We start from the raw sequence: 25,709 nt of genomic DNA on the forward strand, positions 1-25,709 counted from the left end.
CGACGTCGTGCGGCCATTCGGCGTCGCCGCAGGTGAGCGCCAGGAACATGGTGGCATGGTTGTCCGCGGGGACGCCCGGGGCCGAACCACCCATCCGCGTCCCGCAGTTCACCACCCGCCTCAGCAGCACCGGTCGCGGGGCCCGTCTCGCCCGCCGCCTCGCCGGACAGCAGCTCGCGGCCTGGGGAATCACGTACGACTCCGAGACGTCACAGGCCGTCGCCCTCGTCACGGCCGAGCTGGCGTCCAACGCAGTCACCCACGGGCGCACCCCCGGTCGGGACTTCCGCCTGACGCTGCTCCACCTGCCCGAGCGCGGTGTCGTCCGCGTCGAGGTGACCGACACCCGCCCCGGGCGCTTCCCCCGCGAGCCGGCGGCCGAACCGGCGGCGCCCGACGCCCTGTCGGGGCGTGGACTGTTGCTTGTGGCGGCGTACGCCGAACGGTGGGGCTGCGAGGTGCGGGACGCTTACACGAAAACGGTCTGGGCGGAGGTCGGACGCCCCAGCTGATCCGCTGTCGCGCAGGCAGTCGGGTCGAGCCCCTGTGGACACCGTGGCGCGCGTGCCGCGAGGAGAGCCGGCGCCCCACGCGGCGCGGGCCATACTGGGGCCATGCTCGATCCCATCGGACAGCTGACGCCGCTCCAGCACCACCTGTTGCGGGAACTGGACCTCTGCGACCTCCCGGCACCCGAAGTCGGGCCGGACTCCTACGCGGCCCGGGACCTCGACACGGACGAGGTTCGGGACGTCCTGCCGACGCTGCTGTGGGCCGGGCTGGTCGAGCAGCGGGACGGGGACCGGGGCACGCTTCGCCTCACCGCCACCGGAGCGGCGGCTCTGCGTACGGCGGAGTGGGACGAGCTGGCGGCACGGTTGAGCGCCGTGGTGTCCTTCGCCGACACCGTGGCGCGCGGTACGGCGCCCAGGTCCGCCGGACACGCCCTGAAACGGCTCGCGGAGGGGACGTGGGACCTGGAGCAGGCCGAGGCCCACGTCTCGGCCGGCGATGGTGCGTAGCCGCGGTCACCGGCCGCTCGGAAGCAGTGTCCTGACGCTGACGTGTCAACCTCGTTGAAGGGCGGGCCCGCCCTTGTCAGTGGCCACCTGTTTACTTGGCACATGACCGACAAGATGAGTCTCAGCGATGACCACCGAACCGCGGATCTCACTCCCGGCCCCGAGATGGTCGAGCTGTACGGAGGCGGGACGGGATTTCGGTTCAAGATCCGCAACGTGAAGATCGATGGCCAGGCCGGCGTGGTACACGTCCGCGAAGGAGGTTCGCACAAGGTCAGTTTCGACGTGCTGCATGATTGCTCGGAGTGTGGCAACGCCGTCAACCAGGTGATCGTTGGTCTGGCGGGCCAGGATCGAGCCCAGGCGTCGGTATGGAACGGCAAGCAGCGCAGCGGGGGCGGTTTGAAGGTGGTCAACGCCGGCACGCACGTCGAGGCGCTGGCGGAAGACAATCCGGGTCCGGCGGAGTGGGTAAGTGTGTCGTGCGACCTTGTTGTTCCCGACGAACCCGGCGTCTACTCGGTTCGAGCACGTTACGCCCAGGCGTATCAGGGGCGCCTGATGACCGTCGAGGGACGTGCTAGGCCACAGCCGGAGTACCAGGACGTGTTGGGTTGGTGGAAGGTCGACCGTCCGGAAGGGCCCGGCCCGGAATCGACCATAGGCACCATCATCGTCGAGGCGTGAAGCTGCTGGTCCCGACAGCCGGTCACGGTTCGTCCGCCGGTCGGTCGAAGTCGAGCACGACGCGTCGCCGGGCACGGTCGGCTCTGGGCTGCGGCGGAAGAACGCCCGCCGACATGAGGTCGGTGACGGTGACGACCGGGGAGCTCACGATCTTCGTGGTGAGGGCCTGCTGTGCCGGACCGAGGTCGACCCCGGTTCTCGGCCTTGTCGTCGTAGGGCGGGTTGGAGATGACCACGGTGACGGGAACGTTGGCCTTCATGTGGTTGGCGCGGGCACGGGAGACCGACAGGGCGGCGTAGGTGGAGGCGAGCTGCTCCTCCTGGACGTAGGGGTCGTCGAGCGTGTCCGTGACATGGAGGTTGAGTCCGCCCGGCGGGAGCTGGGCGCCGTGCTTCTTGAGCAGGTCGGCGGCGCGGAGTTCGGCGACCGCGAACGGACCCATCTGCAGTTCGAAACCGTACAGGCGCCCGGCGAGGCAGCCGATCGCGTCGCGCGCCATGGCGTCGCCGGAGCGTTCGGCGGCCTGCCGCGCCACCCGCTCGATGACCGTGTGCAGGTAGGTTCCGGTGCCCATCGCGGGGTCGACGATGTGGACGCCGTCGTCGCCGTAACCGCGGGTCTTGCCCAGACGGGTGCGCAGGATCTCCTCGGTGAGGCGCACCATCTCCTCGACCACCTGGTGCGGGGTGTAGTAGGAGCCGCTGCGCCGGCGCAGGTCGTCGTCGTAGACGGAGAGGAACGACTCGTAGAGGTGGAGGTACGCGTCCCGGTTGCCCTGCCGGATGGTCTCCCAGTCGACGCCTTGGACGGTGCGGGCCAGCAGGTCCAGGGTCACCGCGAACCGCTCGTTGACGTTGTCGGTGAGGAGTTGGAGTGCCTTGCCCATCAGGGCGTGACCGGCGTGAAGCCGTCGTCCGATCTCGTGGAAGCCCGTGTCGGCGACCCGGATGCCTTCCGTGCGGGCGAGGAGCAGGGCGAAGGTGACGGTCTGGGCGTAGCCGTCGGCGAAGGTCGCGTCGTCGGCGGTGGGGAAGAGCAGGCGGCGCCAGTCGCTTCTCAGGCCGGTGAAGGGGCGCTCGACGGTGGGGTCGTCGGCTTCCGTCCCACTCTCCGCGCGCAGTTGTTCCCGCACGGCCTCGCGCAGGAGCCGGCACAGCGGGGCGATGTGCTGGACGAGCACCGAGACCCGGCGGACCTCCTGCGGCCTCCAGAAGAGCACCGTTCGCGCGAGCGCGTCGAAGGCGGCCGGATCGGAGGCGGCTCTCGCCCCGGCGGTCTTCAGTGCCCCGGACAGCACGACCTCCTCGCCGATCTGCGTGCCGTACTGGAAGAGGCGCCAGTGGGTGCCGTTGGTGTAGAGGAGGTTCGGCAGGTCGCGCAGGCGCTGCCACTGCCGTCTGTCGTGACCGGTGAAGGTGTCGGGGTCGATGCTCTTGCCGGGTTGCTTCACCTCGATGTAGCCGGTGATCTGTGCGTCGACGCGTACGGCGTAGTCGGGCCGCACGCCGAGGTGCGGTACGCGGGTCTCCGGGTGCCAGCTGATCTCGCGCAGGGCGTGGTGCTTCCCCATGGCGCGGAACAACTCCTCCAGCGGGCCCCGGATCGCCGCCTCGCGATCACCCGGCCCCGCCAAACTGCGTTTGCACTCCGCGCCGAACGCGGAGACGGCGTCCTGTAACCACTGCAGGCGTGCGTCAGCCATGGTCCCCCCAGACCTCAGGCCCCGGATGTGACACGGAGCCGACCCCTCCTGATGCGCAGTATGGGGCAGTATTTGACCAAACGGCAGGGCGCGTACATCGGTGGGTGCGCCCGGCTTACGCGCTCGTACGGGCGTCCGGGGCGCAGTTCCCGTCCTGTCGCCGGTGTGTATGCGTCGTGAGTGTGCGGCAGCCGCACCAGGAAGGCAAGCGTGTGCGCGTCACCTCGCAGGGTTTTTCGTGAACTCAGTACATGAAGCCGTGCTGCCCACGAGGGTCGTCCCCGCCCGCTGTCGTCGCGCAGGTGACGGCGGGGCGGCAGCTTGTGTGCAGGGTGGAAAGGGGGGCACGGAGGAACAGGGTGCGGGCGAGGGTGGACGTTGCCGGGGCCGTGTGGCCGGGCAGTTGTCGCGTGGTCCACGCGGCCGCCACGTCCAGGAACTCGGCCAGGTCGCGCGCTGCTCCCGCAGGGTGTCGACCACGGCGTCCAGCGCCCGTTCGTATCCGAGCGTTCTTCATCAGCCCAAGCGTTCCACGCGCCAAGGGAAAGGGTGCACGCCCAATTTCTGACTGAAGTTGTGAACTGAGTGCACGAACGTCATACTGGGCCGACCGATGCCGCCGAGCAGGTCTGACTTGCCGCGGTGGAGCATTCTTCCGGAGGCGACCGGTGGGGCAACGGGTCCCGCCCGTGTCCGCACGACGGCCCACTCTCATCTGCAACACCTTTGGGGTTCACCATGCGCATCACTCGTGTCTCCGCAGCCACGGCGCTCCTGCTCGCCGCGCTCACCGCCTGTGGCCCGACCGCCGACACCGGCACGGACGATGCCACGTCCTCAGCCCCGTCGACTCCCGAGGGATCAGTTGCCGAAACCGGTGAGAAGGTCGCAGATCCCTCGGCCGACACCGAGTCCGCCGCGACGCTTCCGGACATGGCCGGCAAGGGGCTGCAGAGCGCTCAGGACGAGGCGCAGGCCGCCGGCTTTTACCACCTCACGTCCCACGACGCGCTCGGCCGGGGCCGCAACCAGGTCCTCGACAGGAACTGGAAGGTCTGCTCCCAGAGCCCGGCGCCCGGCACGCACGCGACGGACGCGAAGGTCGCCTTCGGCACCGTCAAGCTGGAGGAGAGCTGCCCTGCGGGCGGTGACCGGGCCGAGCCCGAGGAGGCCGACTCCACCATGCCGGACTTCGTCGGGAAGTCCGTCAAGGTCGCCCGTCAGGCGCTCGACGGTTCCACTGGCATCACGGTCGACGACGTGTCCGGTCAGGACCGGATGGTGCTCGTCGAGTCGAACTGGCAGATCTGCTCGACCGCCCCGGCGGCCGGGGCCAAGCTCGACGGACAGCCGGTGACGATCGGGGCCGTCAAGTTCGGCGAGAGCTGCTGACACGGGCGGGCCCCGGTGTCTGCCTTGGAGCCTCGGTCCTCTTCGTGCAAGAAGCCGTTGCCCTGCCGGCCAGGACGCGAGCCTGATCGGCAGGGCAACGGCTCCTCAGAGGTCCGGGAAACCGGGTGCCCACGTAAGCCGTATGCCGGCGGACCGGGCCAATGAGGCCCATCGGGGGTCCACCGGGCGCTTCTCCAGCACCAGGACGGGATGCAGGCGGCGACCGGGGTGGGTGGTTCGGAGCTGGTGCGCGTAGTCGAGGACCTGCCCGATGCCCAGGCGGATCTGCTGGTCCTCCCGGGCTCCTGTCAGGCTCTTGACCTCGGCTATGAACACGTCAGCCCCGCGTGACCACCCTGCGTCGAACGCGGGAGCGCCCGGTGCGTGGGTGCGTACGTCGATGCCTTGACCGGAAAGGTGTACGAGGAGCGCACCGACCGTCGCCTCGTGCACGGCCGTCGCCTTGTCGAGACGGCCCAGATCGAGTGTGAGATCCGCGGACGGGCGTCGGCCCGGTCTGCGTCCCCGGAGGCGGCCGCCCAGGATCTCACTCTCGGCCGGGGCGGCCGCCACGGGGCGCACGCGCCCGGCGTTCGACCTCCTCAGCTTCAGACACGGGGCGGGCCGTCGCTTGAGCAATCTCGAGAAGCCGTCGGCGTCCACGACACATACGTGCCGTCCCCCGTTGCGCGAGGTGTCGGCGTCGACGAGCTTGCTGCTGTACGCACGGCGGCTGTCCGTCACCACCTTGCTGGCCAGGTCGCCGTAGACGACAAGGGTGATCTTCCGGGAGAAGTCAGTCTTGGGATCCGCACCGCGATCCTTGGCCAGTTGCTCGCAGCGCGGCCTGACCGTCCACTCGCCGTGGACGAGCACGCGACCCGTGAAGCAGACCGTGTGGCCGCTGAGGTTGCGGACCGTCCCGTGGCATGTCCTGCCCGATGCCATCTTTCCTCAGCCGCCGTCCGGAGACAGCCAGCCGATGTGGCGGAGCACGGGCACGGCACGGAAGTGAACGAAGCCGAGTACCGGCGTCTCGTCGTCCTCGGTGGGCAAGAACAGCGCGTGCTGGAGGGACTTCTCGTCCTGCGGGTCGTCCAGATCGACGGGCGGCAGGTCCGGGCGGTCGTGAGCGGGCTCCAGCGTGACGCCCTCCCGCGCGGTCAGCTCCCGCAGTACGAACAGTCCCATCCGGTCGGCGAGGTCTTCCGTGGTCAAGGACTTTTTGACCCGCGGCCTGTCGTGCTTGTCGACGTACGTCGGATACAGCATGACGCGGAGCTCCCGCCGCCCCGGCGTGGGGGCTATGCCGGAGCGCAGTCGGCCGTGCAGGTTCGACAGAGCCGCGGGCATCTCGGGCATGACCGGGGGCTTGTGGAGCCCCAGGTCCCTCTCGCCGTTGCGCCAGTGGTTGTCGTGGATCCTCAGTGTCGGATGTCCGGGAAGGCGCAGCTCCCACTCGACGGCGCTCGCCACCGATGTCTCGCCGGACAGCGTCGTGCCGGTTTTCGTCACCCGGTCAGTGCCGCGTATCAGCTCGAGCGCGCTCAGTACCTGCACGGATGTCTCCCTCGTTCGTGATGGTCGTTTCGCTCAGTCGCGCTGGGCGAGATCCAGCGCCGCCGTGTGCACGAACCAGTCCAATACGCCGCAGATCTCCTCCTCGTGCTCCGCGAACACCCGCACCGGAAAGGACGGGCGCAGTTCCAGCTTCGCCTCGGGCAGATCGATGCCCTCGATCTTGTTGAGGCGGTTCAGGAGCTCGCGGCGGTGTTCCGTGTCGTCGAAGGGGCTGCGGTCCTTGAGGTACTGGAAGACGACCTCGACCGTTCCGCTCACCGGGTAGATCGCGACCGGCCAGAGCAGGTGGGGCCGGCGACTGGTCCCGGCGTCCAGCATCGGGAAGCAGGTCGTCTCCTCGTGCCTGCCGTAGGTGACGTGACCGCCCTGCAGGCGCCAGTAGTCGAGCGCGTCCAGAACCCCGGCGGAAGCCTCCGAGAAGTGCTCCCGCAACTGCGTGCGGAAGCGCTCGGCCGCCGCCGCGTCCTCCCCGTCGGGAAGCGGGTCGTGCGAGGCGGTCTGTGTGACGTCTTTGCCGAGCAGGGTCGCGAGCTCCGCCGCGCTCAGGCGCTGCGAACCGTGCGCGCGGCCCGACGGGTCGAACCTCACTCCTTCACTCATCAGAAGTTCCCGCGGAGGCTGCCGGTCACTGCCGTCCGCCCAGCGGAACGCCGGGGAGATCTTGCCGTCCGCGGTGAGGACCCGGTAGGCCCCGATCACCGTGGGGTTGGAGCCCAGGTACGTACCGACCGGCACCGGGTGGCTGCCGATCAGCTCCGCGACATCGCCGTACGTCGTCCATGTGCCGCTCGGCATCGCCACCAGGGCCGCCCGCAGCTCCGCCCAGCCCGGCCACTCCTCGCCGGCCGGCTTGAGCCCGCCGATCGGTCCGGGCCACAGCTCCACCGCCCGCTCCGTCAGACGGTCGGCGCGGGCCAGGATCTCGGCCTTGCCCCAGCGCCGCTCCGCGGCGATCTCCTGGTTCATGCGCAGGGCACTTGAGTCGAGAAGCTGCTGCTTGCGTTCGAACGGGCTGTTGGACAGCTTCGCGTTGTCCCCGGTGAGGGTGAGGTTGCCGAGCGTGTGCACCAGCAGGTCGTGCAGCTCCTGGGGAGTCTGGTCCGGCTCGGTCTCGTCGGCGAGCAGGTCGAACCACGAGGCGGCCGGTCGCTGTGGGAGTACGTGCTCCACGCTCAGGGACGCCTTGACGAAGTCGACGGGCTCGGTCGAACCATGGCTCTCCTCCAGACGGCGCAGGATGTAACTCCGCTGCGGGGGACGGCCACTCCAGTAGAAGGGCTTGCTGCGGATCGCCTCGCGCAGTTCCTCGTCGCTCGGCCAGCGGCGGCGTCGGCCGGACAGGAACCGCCGGACCGCCTCGGCGGCCGGGCGGTCCGTCTCCAGCTCCTTCGGGGCCTCCATGAAGATGCGGTTGAGACCGGTGGTCGGTGTCTGGCAGACCAGTCGCCGCACCAGATAGGACTCGACGTACCGCAACGCCTCCGCCGCGTCCTCGGGTGTCGTGCTTCCCCTGTCGACCAGGTCCAGCAGGTGGAGGGCGAGTGGGTAGTGGGTCTGGCCGCCCCAGGCGGTGAGGCGCTCCAGTACGGCGCGCAGCGCGGGTGACCGCTCACGCGAGGGCTCGATGATGCGCAGAAACCGGCGTCCGCGCTCCGCGAGTTGTGCGACCTCGCGTTGGAGCGCGTCCTCGTCGCCGACCAGCGGCTGGAGCCGTTTCTGCTGCTCCCGATAGATCTCGCTCTGCTTGGTCTTGTGGTGGCCGCGCACCACCAGGTCCAGCCAGACGAGGAGTTCGAGGTTCTTGGGGCCGAGGCTCTGCTGCATGGGCAGCCACAGTTCCTGGTAGACCCGCTCGCCCCGCTTGGGCAGGAGCATGAACACGTAGTTGCGCAGCAGGTCGCTCTGGCTCAGCCCGACGCCCGTGTTGTTGATCGACTCGAAGATCCGGTAGACGTTGTCACCGGGCTCCGCGGTGATCTCCACGATCGACAGCAGGTCCTTGAGGACGGTCTCGACCGTCGCGATCCACCGGTCGTCGCCGGCGGCCTCCCGGCCCTCGGCGAGCGCGCCGAGGAAGAACCGGTAGGCGGCACCGATGTTGTCCCCGCCGCCGGCTTCGGCACGGGACTGGACACAGGCCGTGTAGGCCTCGCGGTCGGCCTGTGTCGGCAGTAGACGATAGTGGTCGAGGCCCTCGTGGAACTCGTTCACCAGAGTCTGTCGGTGCACCCGGTCCACACCGCGCGGATCACCGGTCTCCTTGAGATGGTCGCGCAACGCGGTGAACGCCAGCATCAGTGTCGTCAGCCGCTGCTGACCGTCCACGACCAGCCACCGCTGGACACCGCCGGCCTGGATCTGGCCGGGGGCCAGCACCACGGAGCCCAGGAAGTGCGGGGCGGTGACCTCTCCCGTCAGATGCTGGTCGACGAGCTCGCCGACGTCCTCCCACAGCCGCTTCAGCTGTTCCCTGCCCCAGCTGTACGTGCGTTGGTAGAGGGGCACCTGAAACTGCTTGTCGCCTTGGACGAGCTTGAGGAAGGTGATCTCCTGCGCGCGCATGCGCTTCCTTTCCTGCCGGGTGGGCGCGGTCTGACGGCTTGTCCGACGGTCTCCAGGCCCTCACGGTTCCGTCAATCTACAGTGAACTTAGTCAACGGCGATGATTTTCGCGGCACTTACGACTGACGGAGTACCCTGTGTGTCACGACTGCCGTCGTCTGCTTGGTGATCCGGGGCATGGTCTCGTTGGGGGACCGGCGCAGCAGCTTGATCGGCCGGTCCTCGGCCCACGCGTTCCAGGCCTTGAGGTAGTAGAGCAGGTGCTCGCGTGAGTCGTCGCGGCGTCGGTGGGCCTTGCCCGTGGCGAGGCTGAGCATCGTGTTGCGCAGGGTGAGGCGGGGGTCGCCGGGCTCGAGTCGTGCGCCGGTGACGATTCCCTCCTTCCAGGAGCCCTGATCGACGTCGGGCCGGGTCTCTGTGGTCACGTACCAGCCGATGGCCGCCGCGGTGACGGTGATGCGGCAGGCGCGGTTGAGAGCGATGCCGTGCTGCAGTGCGTCACGGATGCCGGGGTGCTGGACGAGCATGGTCAGTAGTTGGTCGTTGCTGGTCACGGAAGAGCCGCCGCTCCAGGCTGAGTTGGGTGCGTTGAGGTACAGGTGGAGGCCGCGCAGGGCTGCCGCCAGGTGCGTCGAGTTGGCCTCTCCCACGAGTGCGAGGGCGTCGCGGCCGGTGCGCTTGCGCCCGGTGTCCATCACCGTGAAGGAGGTGCGCGGGACGCCGTGGGTGACGGTCAGCGGCACCGTCGCTCCCGCCTTGGCGATGGCCGCCAGGCGGTGCTGTCCGTCGATCAGTACGCCGTCCTCGTCGAACGCGATGCCCTGGTGTGTCAGCTGCCACTCGCCTCGCTGGATCCGGCCGGCCAGCTGCTGTACGGCGCTCTTGCTGAGGGGCCGGTTGCTGGTGTTGCGGGTGAGCCACTCCGCTGCCAATTCGGGACTGACCTGGAGTACTTCCATGTGCATGGTGTACGGCCTCTTTCTGTCGGAGTGCGCGGAGAGAGCTCGCGAGTGTGACGCTCAGTGCCATCATGTGTATTGCTGTGAACTGAGTCAATGGAATAAGTCTAGTGTTGCTTCGGATCCGGTGCGGTTGCCTGGCGAATGCCCGGGGTGTGCCCGGCAAATCCGTGGGATCGGCGCCGCTGATACCCTCGCGTGTGCTCAGTTCACACTCGGGTCGACGCGTCGGGGGGCGCGTCGTGTGCGTGCTCGGGTTGGTCGGGGCGGGATGACACCAAGTGGCCACCCATGTGGCCCTGAACGGCAGGGGGTGGCGCGTGAGCCAGGGTGAGAGTGGCCTCGACGACGGTGTGTGGCCGGTCGGCTCGGACTATCAGTACGGCGACGGGCTGCACGTCCGGGTCGACGACGTGGTGCCGTACGAGCTGATCGATCCGGAGGAGTCGGACGGGTACCGGCAGGGCGACGACCTCGTCCGGTGCACGCTCTGCCTGAGCAACGGCACCGCCCGGCCCATCGACGTCGAGGACATCACCCTGCTGGTGCGTGGCGGGCCGTACGGAAAAACGGGGCGGCAGATACAGGACTACCGCGGCGAACTGCTCGACGGGGACCTCGAAGGCACCCTGCGCAAGGGCCGCCGAGCCTCCGTGACCTGGGCCTACAGCATCCCCGCCGGCACCGCCGCCGAGCTGGACATCGAGGTGAGGTTCCCTTACTCGCACGACCGCGAGAGCGTCACCTTCACCACGGCGCGGGCCGCGGCGTACGCGCCGGCCGAGCCCCGCACGACGGCCACGCGTGCGGCGTCCGGGCTGCTCCCGGACCAGGGAGCGCTGTTCGGCGAGCAGCAGCCTTCACTGTTCACCGACACCGACACCGATGTCGACACCGATGTCAACGCCTGCACCGAGTCGGAGCCGCGAAACGGCCCCGACGGCCTCTTCGGCGCGGGGGGAGGCCAGGCCGCCCCCGGCCGACCCGTGCTCGGGGCCGTACCGGCACAGCCCACGGACTCCGAGCGGCCGGGCACGCCCACCGCGGCGCGGCCGACGGGAACACGGCCGGCCGACGCGTCCCCCCGGCAGCGGGAACTCACCCCCGACGAGCTCGACGCGGCCCGCGTCCGCCAGATCTTCCGGTTCCTCGCCGAGGCCGAGGAGTCGAAGGCACGGCCCGTCCGCACGCTCGACGGCGCCGCCGGCACCGTGTGGTTCGAGGAACTGCCGGATGCCCCCGAGGTCGCCGTAATGCTCGACGGCGCTCTCGGCACCGACATGCCGGCCTGGCTGACCCTCGACCGCCCGGAACGTGAGGACGTCCCGCACCCCAAGCCGCTGCTCGCGCCCTGGATCGACGAGAGCCGTATCCGGGACTTCCAGCAGACCCGCGCCCCGCATCTGCGCCGCAGGATCGAGCCCGAATTCCCCGACTGGTCCCAGGGGATCCCGCTCGACAAGACGTACCACGAGCTCGACGACCACCCGAAGCGGGAGAAGATCGAGAAGCTGTACACCGCCTGGGAACAGGAATGGCTGGCCTGGGCCGGGCGGCGGCGCGCCATCGACCCCGTCGTCAAGCTGTACGACCGGCTGCACAAGATGCACGAGGACGCCGCCAACCTCGGGGAGGCCTACGAACTCGTCCTCGGGCTCGGCAGGCTCACCTGGCAGACGGCCGGCGGCCAGCGCGTGGAACGCCACCTCGTCACCCATCGGGCCGCCCTCCACCTCGACCCGGCCACCGGCACCCTCACCGCGTACCCCGACCCCACCGGTCCGGGCCTGGAGCTGGAAGAGGGCATGCTGGAGGGGGCCCAGCACGTGCCGGGGCCCGTGCGTGAACAGATCGTCGGTGTCCTGGACGAGGGTTTGGACGCCACGGACCCCGCATACCTCGACGCCGTGCACACCGCCCTCCGCAGCTGGGTCAACGCGGCCCACAGTGCCGGGAGCTACTCGCCGACCGTGGAGCGCGCCCGGCCGCGCACGCTCGACGTGCCCCGGGTGGGACTCACTCCCGCACTCGTCCTGCGGGAGCGCAACCGCCGTTCGACGATGGACGCCCTCAAGGCCATCGCGCGGCAGATCGACGCCGGTACGGCCCCCACCGAGCTGCTCGGTTACATCGCGGGCCGCGACGGGGCGCTGACCGCCGCCGACCTCGCGGCGGCCGAGGACGACGGTCCGGACGCCGGCCCCGGCGAGACGTACTTCGCGCTGCCGGCCAACGAGGAGCAGCGCACCATCGCCGAACGGCTGCGCGCCAACCGGCTCGTCGTGGTGCAGGGCCCGCCCGGCACCGGCAAGACGCACACCATCGCGAACCTGGTCACGGACCTGCTCGCCCAGGGCAAGCGGGTCCTCATCACCAGCCACACCCCGCGTGCCCTGCGTGTCCTGCGGGACAAGCTGCCCGAGAGCATCCGCGACCTGTGCGTGAGCCGCACCGAGGACGGCGCGGCCGCCCAGCGGGAGCTCGAGGCGTCCGTGCAGAAGATCCTGAGCGAGTACGCCGGTTACGACCCCAAGGCCTCCCAGAGCGAGATCCGTACGCTCCAGGCACGGCTCGCCGCGGCCCGGTCGGCCCAGCAGGCCATGCTGCGCGACCTCGCCGTACTGCGCGAACAGGAGACCCACCGCTTCGAGGCGGAGATCGGCGACTACACCGGCAGCCTGCAGGAGATCGCCGAGCGCCTCACCGCCGAGACGGAGCGGTACGACTGGCTGGGGCGGGTGCCCCGGGAACAGCCCTCCCTGACCGCCGAGGACACGCTGAGGCTGCTGCACACCACGCGCGCCTTCACACCGCACCACCGGTTGCTCGCGGCCGAGGTGCCCGGCCCCTCCGAACTGCCCGGCCCGGGTGACTTCGAGGAAGCCGTCACGGTCGTGCGTTCCGCGGACGAGGCACACGAGGCAGTACGGCAGGACCCGCTGAACCGGCAGTACGACGCGGCCGTGCGGCAGCTGAGCCAGGCCGAGCAGCAGCGTCTGACGACCGCCCTCGACACGTTCTCCACCGCCAGGGCCCGTGCCGCCTCCCTCGCGGCCGCCGCCGGAGAGTGGGCCGGCGTACTCCTCGGGGAGGTGACGGCCGGGCAGGACTGGCAGACGCGCAGTCGGCACGCCGCCGTCACCGACGCCCTCGCGGCGCTCGACACCTCGGTCGCCACGTTGGGAACCGCGATGGTCAGCGGTCTGGAGCAGTACGATCCGGCCACCGCGCTGGGCCAGGCCACCACCCTGCACGACGGCCTCGCCCAGGGACAGAGGCTGCGCGGACCGCTCGGCACCCGATCGAAGCTCGCCAAGGCCGTCGGCGCGTTCGCGCAGGCCGTACGGGTCGACGGGCGGACCCCCGAGGACGCCGCCACCGCCGCGGTCGTCGCAGCCCGTGTCCGGCTCGAACTTCTCCTGTCCCAGGTGGAGTCCGAGCGGGGAAGCCCCGTCGGTGCCTGGCAGGGGCACGGTCCGCGCCTGGCTCGCCTACGGCAGGACGCCGACGTGCTGGAGGCACTGCTCACCGTCGCCGCCGCCCGCACCGACGTACTCACCGCCGCCGCCACCTCGCCCGAACTCGCCGTCGCCGCCTGGCACGACGCGTCGGTCGAGAACGCCGTACGCGCCCTGCTGCGCGCGGCGACCATGCTGCGTGCCGCCGGGCAGTCCCGCAAGGTGATCGCGGACGCCGGGGAACTGCTGCGCGCGTGGAGCGACCGGCCCGGCGTGGCACCCGCCGTCGCCCGCGCGCTCGACGCCGTGCGCGCCCAGGACCCGCGGGGCTACCGGGAGTTCAGTGACGAGATCGCCGAGGTACGCGAGGCCGCCCGGCTGCGGGCCGAGCAGCACGCCGCACACGCACGCGTGCGCGAGGCGTTCCCCTCGCTCGCCGAGCGCGTCACCGGCTCCCCGCAGGACATCGCGTGGGACGCCCGGCTGCCGCTGCTCGCCGAGGCCTGGGCCTGGTCGGCGTGGCGCGAGCGGATGGAGCGGCTGACCGATCCGGAGGCCGAGCGCAGCCTGCGCCGACGGCTGACGGAGGCCGACGACGAGGCGCGTATCATGCTCGCCCGGCTCGCCGCAGCCCGCGCCTGGCACCGCTGCCTCGGGCTGCTCACCGGCGACCAGTCCCGCGCCCTCAGCGCGTACCAGCAGGCCGCCCGCCGTATCAGGGGCAAGTACCAGCACCGCTACCGGCGCGACGCCCAGGCGGCACTGCGCAAGGCACAGACTGCGGTGCCGGCCTGGATCATGCCGCTGCACCAGGTGGCGGAGACCGTGCCCATGGACCGGCCCGGCATGTTCGACGTCGTCATCGTCGACGAGGCCAGCCAGTCCGGTCTGGAGGCCATGCTGCTGAGCTGGCTCGCCGGCCGGATGGTGGTCGTCGGCGACAGCAAGCAGGTCAGTCCGTCCAACGTCGGCCTCAAGCAGGACGAGTACTTCCATCTGCGGGACCGGCTTCTCACCGCGCTAGAGCCGGACGTGCGCAGCCTGTTCGGCCCCGAGTCCAGCTTCTTCGACCTCACCGAGGCGTTGTCCGCGGGCCGTGGCACGCTCATGCTCAAGGAGCACTTCCGGTGCATGCCGGAGATCATCTCCTTCTCCAACGACCTCTGCTACAACGGCCGGCTCCAGCCGCTGCGGCAGTACGGCGCCGACCGGCTGCCGCCCGTCCGAACCGTGCACGTCGAGGACGGGGAAGCCCTCGGCGGCAACGACCGGCTGGTCAACGCCGCGGAGGCCGGCGCCCTCGTCGACGCGGTCGTGCGCTGCTGCGCCGACTCCGCGTACGACGGGAGGACCATGGGCGTCATCAGCCTACGCGGCGCCAAGGGCCACCTGACGGAACTGGAGAACCTGCTCGCCGAGCGCCTGGACTACGAGCAGCGTGAGGAGCGGCGCATCCGGGTCGGCGACGCGGAGGACTTCCAGGGCGACGAGCGGAACGTCATGTTCGTGTCCTGCGTCAACTCGGCGACCACCGCGGCCGGGACCGTGCCGGGCGGCTTCAACGGCAAGACGTACGAGCAGCGGCTCAACGTGGCCGCGTCCCGCGCCCAGGACCAGCTGTGGGTGTTCCACAGTGCCCGCCCGGAGCAGCTCCACGAGAACGACCTGCGCCGGCGCTGGCTCGACCATCTCACCCGGCCCGCGGAGGAGGACACCGCCGCGGTGGAGGGCGAGGTGCGGCCCGACGTACGCCATGAGGCCTTCGACGGCCTGTTCCAGCAGAAGGTGTACCTGGAGCTGACGTCCCGCGGCCACCGGGTGCGGCCCGGCTACCGGGTCGGCCGCCACACCATCGACCTGGTCGTCGAGGGCGGCACCCGCAGACTGGCGGTCGCCTGCGACGGCGACGCCTTCGCCGAGGGGGAGGACGCGTCCACCGCAGCCGCCCGGCAGCGGGACCTCGAACGCGTCGACTGGACCTTCGTCCGGATCCGCGGCAGCCGCTTCCACCTCGACCGGGAGCAGGCTCTCGCCCCGCTCTGGGCGGAACTGGAACGGCTGGGCATCGAGCCGCTGCCCGAACAGCCGGAAGCTCCCGGCTCCCCCGCCGAGGCGGCGGACTCCCGGCTGCCTTCGGCCGCCGGCCGGGACGAGGACGACGGGGCGGGGGAATCGGCGGAGGGTGAGCGTCCGCAGGACCCGAGCCCGATGACCGAGGCGGCACCCGACGCGGCCCCGGAGGCGGCACCCGACGCGGCGCCCGTCGTGGGGGTGCCGGAGGCCGTCGCGTCCTCCGCCGTCGGGGCCGAGGAACCGCGTACGCGCCGGCCGGCCCCCGCGGTGGGCGCGGTCACGGAGCCCGCGCCCCGTTCCGCGCACTCCGCCGCGCGGAGTTCCCTGCCCGTCCAGGAGATACCCGCCGCCGCGTTCCACCGGTTGGTGCGCGAGATGCAGGAGCTGCAGGCCGCCATCGACGCGGCCGACGAGACACCCGTGGACGCGGACGCGGCGAACCTCGTCTTCCTCAGGAAGACGCGGGCCGATCAGCGGGAGCGCCGGACGAAGAGGATCGGCTTCCTGCGAACCTTCCTCGACGCCGTGCGCGTCGGCCAGGAGGGGGGAACGCCCAAGGCGGTGTTCCCCGGGGCGCTGCTCGTCCTCGAGTTCGACGGACAGGCCGACGAGACGACCCTGTACACCGTCGCCGAGCTGCCCACCGACGACGCGGACGTCATTTCCCCGTCGTCCCCGCTGGGCCACGCGCTGATGTGGCAGCCGACGGGCCGGGAGATCTCGTACGACGCCTCCCAGGGCAGGGCGCACTCGGTCGTCGTCCGGGAGATACGGGTCTGACGCCGTACGCAGGGCGGGAGCGGGAGCGGGAGCGGGAGCTGGTGCGCAAAGGCGCCTGTGACGACAGCCTCGGTTCCTCGCACCCGTGACAGGGTCCGAGGAACCGAGGCTCTGCCGGGTCGGCCTGCGGCCGGGTCAGCCGGCGACCGGGTCCAGCATGGGGCTGCGCTCACCGCTCCACGAGATCGCCAGCGCGTCGCGGGCACGTGTGCACGCCACGAACAGCAGGCAGTGCTCGGCCAGCAGGTCCGACTGGTGTTGGACGGGATCGGTCTCCGCGGGCGTCACCTGCGGGGCGAACGGCAGCACGGCGGACGTCACGCCCACCACCGCCACGCACCGGAACTCCAGTCCCTTCATCGCGTGCATGGTGGCCACGCGCACGCCGGACACGTCCGGCCCGGGATTGTCCTTGACCGCCACCGCGGGGATGCGCTCCCGGCGCAGCCGCGTGATGACCGCGTCGACCAGGGTGTTGAACCGGGCACACACCGCCACCTCGGACGGCTTGACCCCGTCCTGCTCGATCCAGGTGCGCACCTGCTCGACCAGCGCCCGCAGTTCCTCGTCCTGGCTGCCGTGACCGCGCGCCACCGGCACCCGGCCGTGCAGCTGGGACCGGTAACCGCGCAGGGAGTCCCGGCCGCCGTCGTCGTCGTCCTCGCCGAGCCGGCCCACCGGCCGGCCGTCGAGGAGGGACGCGGACCAGCGCAGGATCTCCTCCGTACTGCGGTAGTTGAGACGGAGCCGGGCGGTGCGTCCCCGGACGTTGACGCCCAGCGAGCGCAGCGAGACGCGGGAGTCGTAGATGCGCTGGTGTGGGTCGCCGACCAGGAACATGTCATCGGCCTGGTCGGCGACGCAGGCGCGCAGTACGCGCCACTGCGCCGGATGCAGGTCCTGCGCCTCGTCCACGATGACGTGGCGGTAGCGCGGTGCGCCTTCGGCCAGGATGCGTGCCGCCTGGTCGCACAGCTGCGTGTACGTCGCCGAGTCGCGTGAAGCGAGGTCCGCCGTGAACCGTTCCATCACCCGCCACAGCCGGGCCCGTTGCACCCGACCGACCTGGGTGCCCCGGCCCCGCCGTACACAGCGCAGGTACTCCTCCGGTGTGCGCAGGCCCTGCGCCAGGACGACGTTGCGGAACTCCTGCGACAGGAACTGCTCCGTCCAGGGCAGTTCCTCGCGTGCGGCGGCGCGGGTCCAGGCGCTCTTCTCGGCGGCGACCGAGAGAGGCTTCGGGGAATCTCCCCGTGCCTCCCGGACGGCCCGCGCGGCGAGCGAGTCCACCGTCGTGATGTCGACGCGCCCCAGCAGGTGCGCGTCCGCGTCGCCGAGCAGCAGCGCGAGGCTGTCCCGCAGGGCGGCCGCCATCGCGTTGGTGAAGGTGGTCAGCAGGATCGGGTCGCCTTCGCGGCCGGTGCGCAGCAGGTGCCGTACGCGGTGCAGGGCGACCACCGTCCTACCGGTGCCGGGACCGCCGGTGACCTGGGCGGGACCGTTGAAACCGGGGTGGTAGGCGTAACGGCGCTGGGCGGGGTGGAGGCCCGTTCGCTCCCCGACGACCTGCGCGCCTCGGCCGACGTCGTCATCGACAGGCACTGGACAACTTTCCTCTCCGCTGCCGTGCGACACCCCTGACCGGCACGCCGGCCGACGCGGCGTGACGCGCCCAGTCGGACTCGTCCAAGGGGTTGACGGTAGTTGAACGGCGCCTTTACGGTCACGACCGCAACACCTTGCAGTCATCTTGCAGCAACGCATTGCAAGGGTGTGCCGACTCCCCAGTCCGTCGCCGGTCGGCACCGACGCGACCCCGCATCCTCACACGGGAGACTTCATGCACGGGAGCACCAGCAGAGCCCGAAGAAGCACCGCGGCAGCGCTCGCCCTCGCCGCCGGCGTGGCCGGCAGTCTTCTCACCACCGCGGCACCGGCGCAGGCTTCCCCACCCGGTGACAAGGACGTCACCGCGGTGATGTTCGAGTGGAAGTTCGACTCCGTCGCCAGGGCGTGCACCGACACCCTCGGCCCGGCCGGCTACGGCTTCGTCCAGGTCTCCCCGCCCCAGGAACACATTCAGGGCGGACAGTGGTGGACCTCCTACCAGCCGGTCAGCTACAGGATCGCGGGCCGCCTCGGCGACCGCGGGCAGTTCAAGAGCATGGTCGACACGTGTCACGCGGCGGGTGTGAAGGTCGTCGCCGACTCGGTCATCAACCACATGTCGGCCGGCGACGGCACCGGGACCGGCGGCTCGGCGTACACCAAGTACGACTACCCGGGCACCTACTCGGCGCCGGACTTCGACAACTGCACCTCGGAGATAAACAACTACCGCGACCGCTTCAACGTCCAGGAGTGCGAGCTGGTCGGGCTCGCGGACCTGGACACCGGCGAGGACTACGTACGGGGCAGGATCGCCGGCTACCTCAACGACCTGCTGTCCCTGGGTGTCGACGGCTTCCGGATCGACGCGGCCAAGCACATGGCCGCGGGTGACCTGGCCGACATCAAGTCCCGGCTCAGCGACCCGAACGTCTACTGGAAACACGAGGCCATCTTCGGCGCCGGCGAGGCCGTCTCCCCGACCGAGTACCTCGGCAGCGGCGACGTCCAGGAGTTCCGCTACGGACGCGACCTCAAGCGCGTCTTCAACAGCGAGAACCTCGCTCACCTGAAGAACTTCGGCGAAGGCTGGGGCTACATGGCCTCAGACAAGTCCAACGTCTTCGTCGCCAACCACGACACCGAGCGCGGCGGCGACACCCTCAGCTACAAGGACGGAGCCAACTACACGCTCGCCCACGTCTTCATGCTGGCCTGGCCGTACGGAAACCCCGACGTCCACTCCGGCTACGAGTTCTCCGACCGCGACGCCGGTCCGCCGAACGGCGGCCAGGTGAACGCCTGCTACAGCGACGGCTGGAAGTGCCAGCACGCCTGGCGCGAGATCTCCTACATGGTCGGCCTGCGCAACGCCGCCCGCGGCCAGTCGGTCACGGACTGGTGGGACAACGGGGGCGACCGGATCGCCTTCGGCCGCGGCGACAAGGCGTACGTCGCCATCAACCACGAAGGCTCCTCGCTGAGCCGTACGTTCCAGACGTCGCTGCCCGCCGGTGACTACTGCGACGTCCAGTCCGGCAACGGCGTCACCGTCGACGGATCCGGCAGGTTCACCGCCACCCTCGGCGCCAACACGGCCCTGGCCCTGCACGTCGGTGCCCGCACCTGTGACGGCGGCTCCACCCCCGACCCCGACCCGGTGACCTCCGGGGTGTCCTTCGCCGTCAACGCCACCACGGACTGGGGCCAGGACATCTACGTGACCGGCAACAGGCCGGAACTGGGCAACTGGAACCCGGGCAGCGCCCTCAAGCTCGACCCGGCCGCCTACCCGGTGTGGAAGCGGAACGTGGAACTCCCCGAAGGCACGTCCTTCGAGTACAAGTACCTCCGCAAGGACGGGTCGGGGAACGTGACCTGGGAGACCGGCGCCAACCGCACCGCGACCACCACCTCAACCAAGATCACCCTCAACGACACCTGGCGAGGCTGACCCGCCCCCGCCCCGTGGCCGTCCCCGCCTCCTCCGTCGGGGACGGTCCACCGCGCGCCACGGCCTTGCGAACGCCGACCCGCTCGCAAGGCCGTGGCGCGGCCCTGTCCGAGGTCAGCCGACCGCGTCCTCCGCCACCGCCGCGGGCATGGAGATCCGCCAGGTGACGAATCCGGCCACGGCGAGCCCGACGACGGCCAGGAGGCTACTGGTGAGGTAGGGGTCGGTGCCCCCCATGGCGGGAGCGAAGCCGAGGCCGACGCAGACCGTGACCCCGGTGGCGCCGCCCAGTTGGTCGGCGGCGCGCTGTACGCCGGAGGCGATGCCGGCATCGTCCTCGGTCACTCCGGTGACCGCGACGTACTGCAGCCCGACGATCCCGAGCCCCATCCCGGCCGCGATGAACACCATGGCCGGGATCATCGCCGGACCGGTGGCACCGAGGCGGGAGACCAGGGCGATGGCGGCCATCGCCAGCGCGGTGCAACTGATTCCGGCCAGGACGCAGGCCCGGGCGCCCCACCGTCCGAGCAACCGCGGAACCAGCACCGAGGCCCCGATCAGGGAGACGGCCAAAGGCAGCATGGTCAGACCGGCCTGGAGCGGACCGGCACCCGACCGGTCCTGCAGGTAGTAGGTGAACAGCAGGAACGAGGTGGACAGTGCCGCGCTCACCAGAGCGGTGGCCAGGTTGGCCAGGACGCGTGGACGGTTGCGGAAGAACCGCAGCGGCACCAGCGGCTCGCCGGCACGCCGCTCGACCCTGACGAACAGGGCCCCGGCCACCACCGCGCCCACCAGTGCCACCGGCGGCAACCACGGCACCGTGCCGTCCCCCTCGCCCGCCTCGACGACCCCGAGGGTGAACAGCAGCGGAGCGGCGACCAGCAGGAACGAACCGGGAAGGTCCAACGCCGCCGACCCGGCGGGCCGTTCGGCCGGCACGAGGACGACCGCTGCCGCGAGAACGACCAGGATGAAGGGCACGGACACCAGGAAGATCCACCGCCAGCCGAGCAGCTCGGTGATGAACCCGGAGACCACGAACCCGAGAACGAGGCCACAGCTCGCGACGGCCGCCCACACGCTCAATGCCCGCGACCTGCGTGGCCCTTCGGGGAACATGAGCACGATCACCGCCATCGCGGCGGGAAGCGCGATCGCTTCACCGACCCCCTGCAGCAGCCTCGCTGTCACCAGCACGGCGAAGGAGGGGGCGAGCCCGGCCAGTAGAGAAGCGGCACCGAAGAGAGCCGTGCCGAGCAGGAGGACGCGGCGCCTGCCGAATACGTCACCCAGCCGGCCACCGAGCATCAGCAGCCCGCCACCCGTGATGGTGTACCCGACCACGACCCAGGTCAGCGCGTGACCGTCGACGCCGAAGTCGGCGCCGATCGAGGGCAGGGCGACATTGACCACGGTGACGTCGACCGCGATGAAGAACTGCAGCATGGCCATGCAGCACAGAGTCAGCCACGCACGCACCGGGGACGACGCGTCCCGGCGCGCGAAAAGGATGCCTGAAGACACCGAAAATGCTCCGTTGCTCAGAAGAAGTCCGAGCAGCACGAACGTGCCGCTCCGGTTCGACCACGAAGCGACAGAGCGTTCAACGAAAGTGAGACGAACGCCCCGCCGCTAGCGGAGCGTCCTCGTCACCGCGGCACAAGCCGCGCAGGAGGCAGCAGACATGACGCCGATGGTACCGGAGCCGATGACGGACCCCGTCTCAGGGTCGGACGGGCGTGCCGGGGCCGATGGTGTGGGCCTTCTGAACGAGAGCGGGGCGAGAGCCGTCGTTGAGCCGACGGTTCCACTGGGCGTCGGTCTGTTCGCGGACCTGGGGCTCCATCTCGGTGGGAAGCAGGTTTCGGTAGCGCTGTGTCTCGCCGAGCAGGACCTGGACCGTCCGCTCGTAGACCGGCTCGGGGTCGTACTGCTCGTGGGGGAAGGCCAACTGGGCGTAGTCATGGAGACGGTCGGCCGGATCGTCGCGCCATTCCTTCCAGGTCTCGAACATGGTGTCGTTGAAACCCGTGAGGAACGGGCCCGGGTTGATCGTGGCGACCGTGACGCCGAATTCGGCGAGCTCCTGGTCGAGGGCGTCGGCGAAGGCCTCGACGGCGTGCTTGGAAGCCGCGTAGGCGCCGGTGAACGGGTCGACGGTGAGACCGGCGACCGACGACATGAAGACGATCCGGCCGCTGCGGCGGGCGGCCATCCTCCGGGCGATGCCCTGGGTGAGCAGGACGGGACCGATGACGTTGACCTCGAACTGGCGGCGCAGCCTTTCTTCGGGGATGTCGACGGAGGCTCCGCCCTCGGAGACGCCCGCGTTGTTGAGGAGGACGTCGACCTCCCAGGTCCAGGCGTTCTCCCGGTCTCCGGCATCGGTGACGTCGAGCTTCTCGACGCGCAGCTCCACGCCCCGCTCCCGTGCCTCGGCTCGGACCGCGCTGACCTGGGCGATGATCTCCACTCCGGCGATCACCCGGTGTCCGGCCCTCGCGAGCCTCAGCGCGACCTCCTTGCCGAAGCCGCTGCCCGCGCCGGTGATGAGAATCGGTCCCGCCATCTGCGTCATGCCCTTCCTCTGCTGGTACGGCCGGCCCCAGCACCGTGGCGAAAGGCGCCACCGACACGCGGAGCGAGCCGGCCCACCTGCTACGGGGCCGCCACGGTCGCCGTGCTCACCCGCGGTGACCTGTCGGCTTCGGCGAGACGCACGGCGCGGGGGAGTGCGCTTGGGACGACGTTAAGGCCGTCCGTCGGCCGGGGCGCCGCTGGTCCGGGCACTCGGGTGACCACCGCACAACCCCGAAACCCGCCCGCGGCCGGGAGTCGCCGGTGCGTGAACGGTGTCTGCCTCTCCGCGTTCCTGCGTTCCGCCGTCGTACGGGCGTCATTGTGTACGGCCGAACAGATGTATAACCTGAGCGATGTCATGTGACATTGCACTGATGGGGGTGGGGCGGGGTGGGGCAGACCTCGAAGGTCGTCGTCGTGGGCGCGGGCGTCGTCGGTGCCGCGTGTGCCTTCCACGCCGCCTCGGCGGGCCTGGACGTCACGGTCGTCGACCGCGGACCCATCGGCGCCGGCACGACGAGCCGGGGGGAGGGCAACGTCCTCCTGTCCGACAAGGAACCGGGCCCCGAACTCGACCTGGCCCGCCTGAGCCGCACACTGTGGGACGAGGCGGGCGAGGAACTCGGAGCGGACACCCTCGAACTGGAGGCCAAAGGCGGTCTGGTGGTGGCGAGCACCCCCGAAGCCCTCGTGGCGCTCGCCGAGTTCGCCGCCCGGCAGGCCGAGGTCGGCGTCCGTGCCGAACAGGTCGACCGCGTCCACGACCTCGAACCCCACCTCGCCCCCGGAATCCCCGGCGGCGTCCACTACCCCGAGGACGCCCAGGTACAGCCCGTACTGGCAGCCGCCGCCCTGCTGCGCGCAGCCATGGAGCGGGGGGCCCGCTGGCGCACGGGAGAGGTCGTCGGCGCCGTCACCGGCCGAAACGGCGAGATCACTGGCGTCCGGACGACCACCGGCGACACGCTGAGCGCCGAAGCCGTCGTCAACGCCGCCGGCACCTGGGGCGGCGAGGTCGGCCGCCGGCTCGGCGCACCCGTCGAGGTGCTCCCGCGGCGCGGCTTCGTCCTCGTGACCGAACCGCTGCCACCGATGGTGCGGCACAAGGTCTACTCGGCCGACTACGTCGCCAACGTCGCCTCCGGTGACGCCGGACTGGAGACCTCGTGCGTCGTGGAGGGCACCCGCGGCGGCACGATTCTCATCGGCGCCAGCCGGGAACGCGTCGGTTTCGACACCACCATGAACCCCGCCGTGGTCACCCGGCTCGCCGCACAGGCGTGCACGCTGTTCCCCTTCCTGCGCGACACTCACCTGATCCGCGCCTACCGCGGCTTCCGCCCGTACTGCCCGGACCATCTGCCGGTGGTCGGACCGGACCCGAGGGTCCCGGGACTTCTCCACGCCTGCGGACACGAGGGCGCGGGTATCGGCCTCGCCCCCGCCACGGGTGCCCTCGTAACGGCCCACCTGCTCGGCCGGTCCTGGCGCGGAGCCGATCCGGCGGCGCACACCGGACTCCTGCCCGATCGATTCCTCACCACCGGAGGTGCCCTCCAGTGAAGAGCCGGATCACCGTCGACGGCGAACCGCTGCCGTTCGTCGAAGGCCAGACCGTCGCCGCCGCCCTCGTGGCCGCGGGCCGTGTCGCCTGGCGTACCACCCGTGTCGGAGGCCGCCCACGCGGTGTCTTCTGCGGGATCGGCGTCTGCTTCGACTGCCTCGTGACCATCGACGGCACCGCCGGACAGCGCGCCTGCCTGGTCCCGGCACGTGCGGACATGACCGTCAGGACGCGGGAGGACGGCGATGAGTGAACCGGTGGACGCGGGAGGACGGCGATGACCGACCGGCGGATCCGAAAGGAACAGCGATGACTGAACCGGCGGACCTTCTCGTCGTGGGCGCGGGACCGGCCGGCATGGCGGCGACGGCCACCGCCCTGGCCGGCGGACTGCGCGTCGTGCTCGCCGACTCGGGCACCACCGCCGGCGGCCAGTACTGGCGACACCCGCCGGAGCCGGCCCGGGCGGCCATTCCGACCGGCGACCTCCACCACGGGCTGGGCGCGTACCGCACCCTGACCGAGGCACTGTCGACGGGCCGGGACCGGGGCCGGCTCGACCTCCGTCCGGCGCACCACGTCTGGTCGGTGACCCGGGAGGACGACGCCTTCACAGTGCACGCCGTCGACCGGCGCCATGCCCCCGAGGAGTCCGCCGTCACCCTGCGCGCACCCCGGCTGCTCGTGGCGACCGGGGCCTACGACCGTCAACTGCCCTTCCCCGGCTGGGACCTGCCCGGCGTGCTCACCATCGGCGGCCTCCAGGCCCTGCTCAAGGGCGGCGGCGTCACGGCCGGCCGCCGGGTGGCACTCGGCGGCACCGGTCCGTTCCTGCTGCCGGTCGCCGCCGGCCTCGCCGCCCGCGGAGTCGAGGTCGTCGTCGTCTGCGAGGCCGCCCACCCACTGGCGTGGCTGAGGCACCCCGGCCCGCTGCTGCGCAACCCCGCCAAATGGGCCGAAGGAGCGCGCTACGGTGCCGCCCTCGCCCGCCACGGCGTCCGGTTCCGCCCGCGCACGGCCATCGTCGGCGCCGAGGGAACCGACCGGGTGACCTCGGTCCGCATCGCCTCGCTCACCCCCGGCGGCGCCCCGCGCCCCGGTACGGGGCGACGCGTCGACGTGGACGCCGTGGGCGTCGGCTGGGGCTTCGCACCCCAACTCGACCTGCTGACCCCCCTCGGCTGTGCCCTCACCGACGCCGCCGACGGCAACGCGGTCGTCACCGTGGACGACGGGCAGCGCACCACCGTCCCCGGTCTCTACGCGGCGGGCGAGGTCTGCGGCGTCGGCGGAGCGCCCCTCGCCCTCGCCGAGGGTCGCCTCGCCGCCGCGTCGGTCCTCGCCGACGGCCCGGCACCTCCCGTACCGCGCGGCAGGCGCCTGGCCGCGGTGCGCGCCACGGTGGCCAGGCACCGCGCCTTCGCCCGGGCGATGGCCCTCGCCCACCCCCTTCCGGCGGCATGGCCCGCGTGGCTGACCGACGAGACCGTCGTGTGCCGGTGCGAGGAGGTGACCGCGGGCGCCGTCCGCGCTGCCTGCGCCGAGGACGGGGCTCACGACCATCGGCAGGTCAAACAGCTGACCCGGGCCGGCATGGGGTGGTGCCAGGGCAGGGTCTGCGGGCCCGCCGTGCACTGCCTCGCGGCGACGGACCGGGCCTACGAACCCGCGGAACGGCTCATCGCGACACCCGTCACCCTCGGCGCGCTCGCGGATCTGGACGCACGCCGGTGACAACACAGACCAGTGAGAACACGAGGACCAGCGAGAGCACAAGGGC

Annotated in this window: 15 protein-coding genes and 2 pseudogenes; 9 read left to right on the forward strand and 8 right to left on the reverse strand. The window is 70.9% G+C overall.

Translation table 11 applies throughout. The annotated features are described in order from the left end of the window. From ABEA26_RS10875 to ABEA26_RS10885, 3 genes are all read left to right on the forward strand, one after another. On the forward strand, positions 1-512 hold a 512-nt coding region (locus tag ABEA26_RS10875; protein ID WP_425587815.1), incomplete at its 5' end, for an ATP-binding protein. Positions 513-614: 102 nt separating this feature from the next. Beyond that, positions 615-1,022 (forward strand): hypothetical protein, encoded by a 408-nt coding sequence (locus ABEA26_RS10880; protein WP_345591430.1) that lies wholly within the window; start codon positions 615-617, stop codon positions 1,020-1,022. Positions 1,023-1,124: 102 nt separating this feature from the next. After that, positions 1,125-1,709 (forward strand): hypothetical protein, encoded by a 585-nt coding sequence (locus tag ABEA26_RS10885; protein WP_345591431.1) that lies wholly within the window; start codon positions 1,125-1,127, stop codon positions 1,707-1,709. Positions 1,710-1,915: 206 nt separating this feature from the next. Here ABEA26_RS10885 and ABEA26_RS10890 read toward each other — a convergent pair. Next, positions 1,916-3,412: pseudogene (locus ABEA26_RS10890) on the reverse strand (N-6 DNA methylase); the annotation flags it as partial. Between the two features lie 738 nt (positions 3,413-4,150). Between ABEA26_RS10890 and ABEA26_RS10895 the strand changes: the two are divergent. Beyond that, positions 4,151-4,804, forward strand: a complete 654-nt coding sequence (locus ABEA26_RS10895) for a PASTA domain-containing protein (RefSeq protein WP_345591432.1) — start codon at positions 4,151-4,153, stop codon at positions 4,802-4,804. A gap of 105 nt (positions 4,805-4,909) precedes the next feature. On the opposite strand, the gene ABEA26_RS10900 is transcribed toward ABEA26_RS10895, so the two are convergent. The 4 genes from ABEA26_RS10900 to ABEA26_RS10915 all read right to left on the reverse strand — a co-directional run bounded on the left by ABEA26_RS10900 (position 4,910) and on the right by ABEA26_RS10915 (position 9,912). After that, positions 4,910-5,752: a BRCT domain-containing protein gene (locus ABEA26_RS10900; RefSeq protein WP_345591434.1), complete on the reverse strand. Its 843-nt coding sequence runs from the start codon at positions 5,750-5,752 to the stop codon at positions 4,910-4,912. A gap of 6 nt (positions 5,753-5,758) precedes the next feature. After that, on the reverse strand, positions 5,759-6,364 hold the full coding sequence (locus ABEA26_RS10905; RefSeq protein ID WP_345591435.1) for a flagellar basal body-associated FliL family protein: 606 nt from the start codon (positions 6,362-6,364) through the stop codon (positions 5,759-5,761). A gap of 33 nt (positions 6,365-6,397) precedes the next feature. Then, the gene (locus ABEA26_RS10910; protein WP_345591436.1) at positions 6,398-8,947 is read right to left on the reverse strand and encodes a GmrSD restriction endonuclease domain-containing protein; all 2,550 of its coding nucleotides are present in this window, start codon (positions 8,945-8,947) and stop codon (positions 6,398-6,400) included. Between the two features lie 116 nt (positions 8,948-9,063). After that, complete coding sequence (locus tag ABEA26_RS10915) at positions 9,064-9,912, reverse strand: hypothetical protein (protein ID WP_345591438.1); 849 nt, start codon at positions 9,910-9,912, stop codon at positions 9,064-9,066. Positions 9,913-10,226: 314 nt separating this feature from the next. Here ABEA26_RS10915 and ABEA26_RS10920 point away from each other — a divergent pair, with 314 nt between their 5' ends. Next, positions 10,227-16,217, forward strand: coding sequence for an AAA domain-containing protein (locus ABEA26_RS10920; protein WP_345591439.1), 5,991 nt, complete (start codon positions 10,227-10,229; stop codon positions 16,215-16,217). Positions 16,218-16,352: 135 nt separating this feature from the next. On the opposite strand, the pseudogene ABEA26_RS10925 reads toward ABEA26_RS10920, so the two are convergent. Continuing rightward, a pseudogene (locus tag ABEA26_RS10925) lies at positions 16,353-17,771 on the reverse strand (UvrD-helicase domain-containing protein); the annotation flags it as partial. A gap of 286 nt (positions 17,772-18,057) precedes the next feature. Here ABEA26_RS10925 and ABEA26_RS10930 point away from each other — a divergent pair. Continuing rightward, positions 18,058-19,779 (forward strand): carbohydrate-binding module family 20 domain-containing protein, encoded by a 1,722-nt coding sequence (locus ABEA26_RS10930; protein WP_345591442.1) that lies wholly within the window; start codon positions 18,058-18,060, stop codon positions 19,777-19,779. 114 nt (positions 19,780-19,893) lie between these two features. Here the strand turns inward: ABEA26_RS10930 and ABEA26_RS10935 are convergent, their stop codons facing one another. After that, positions 19,894-21,237 (reverse strand): MFS transporter, encoded by a 1,344-nt coding sequence (locus ABEA26_RS10935; RefSeq protein WP_345591443.1) that lies wholly within the window; start codon positions 21,235-21,237, stop codon positions 19,894-19,896. Between the two features lie 271 nt (positions 21,238-21,508). Further along, positions 21,509-22,354: an SDR family oxidoreductase gene (locus tag ABEA26_RS10940; RefSeq protein WP_345591485.1), complete on the reverse strand. Its 846-nt coding sequence runs from the start codon at positions 22,352-22,354 to the stop codon at positions 21,509-21,511. A gap of 401 nt (positions 22,355-22,755) precedes the next feature. Between ABEA26_RS10940 and ABEA26_RS10945 the strand changes: the two genes are divergently transcribed. From ABEA26_RS10945 to ABEA26_RS10955, 3 genes are read left to right on the forward strand one after another with little or no spacing between them, the layout of a single operon-like run. Next, the gene (locus ABEA26_RS10945) at positions 22,756-23,928 is read left to right on the forward strand and encodes an NAD(P)/FAD-dependent oxidoreductase (RefSeq protein ID WP_345591445.1); all 1,173 of its coding nucleotides are present in this window, start codon (positions 22,756-22,758) and stop codon (positions 23,926-23,928) included. Continuing rightward, positions 23,925-24,182: a (2Fe-2S)-binding protein gene (locus ABEA26_RS10950; protein ID WP_345591446.1), complete on the forward strand. Its 258-nt coding sequence runs from the start codon at positions 23,925-23,927 to the stop codon at positions 24,180-24,182. Before ABEA26_RS10945 ends, ABEA26_RS10950 begins: the two co-directional genes overlap by 4 nt. A gap of 56 nt (positions 24,183-24,238) precedes the next feature. Further along, complete coding sequence (locus ABEA26_RS10955; RefSeq protein WP_345591448.1) at positions 24,239-25,663, forward strand: FAD/NAD(P)-dependent oxidoreductase; 1,425 nt, start codon at positions 24,239-24,241, stop codon at positions 25,661-25,663. Positions 25,664-25,709: the final 46 nt, after the last annotated feature.

The sequence above is a fragment of the Streptomyces marokkonensis genome (genome assembly GCF_039539045.1).
GTDB lineage: Bacteria > Actinomycetota > Actinomycetes > Streptomycetales > Streptomycetaceae > Streptomyces > Streptomyces marokkonensis.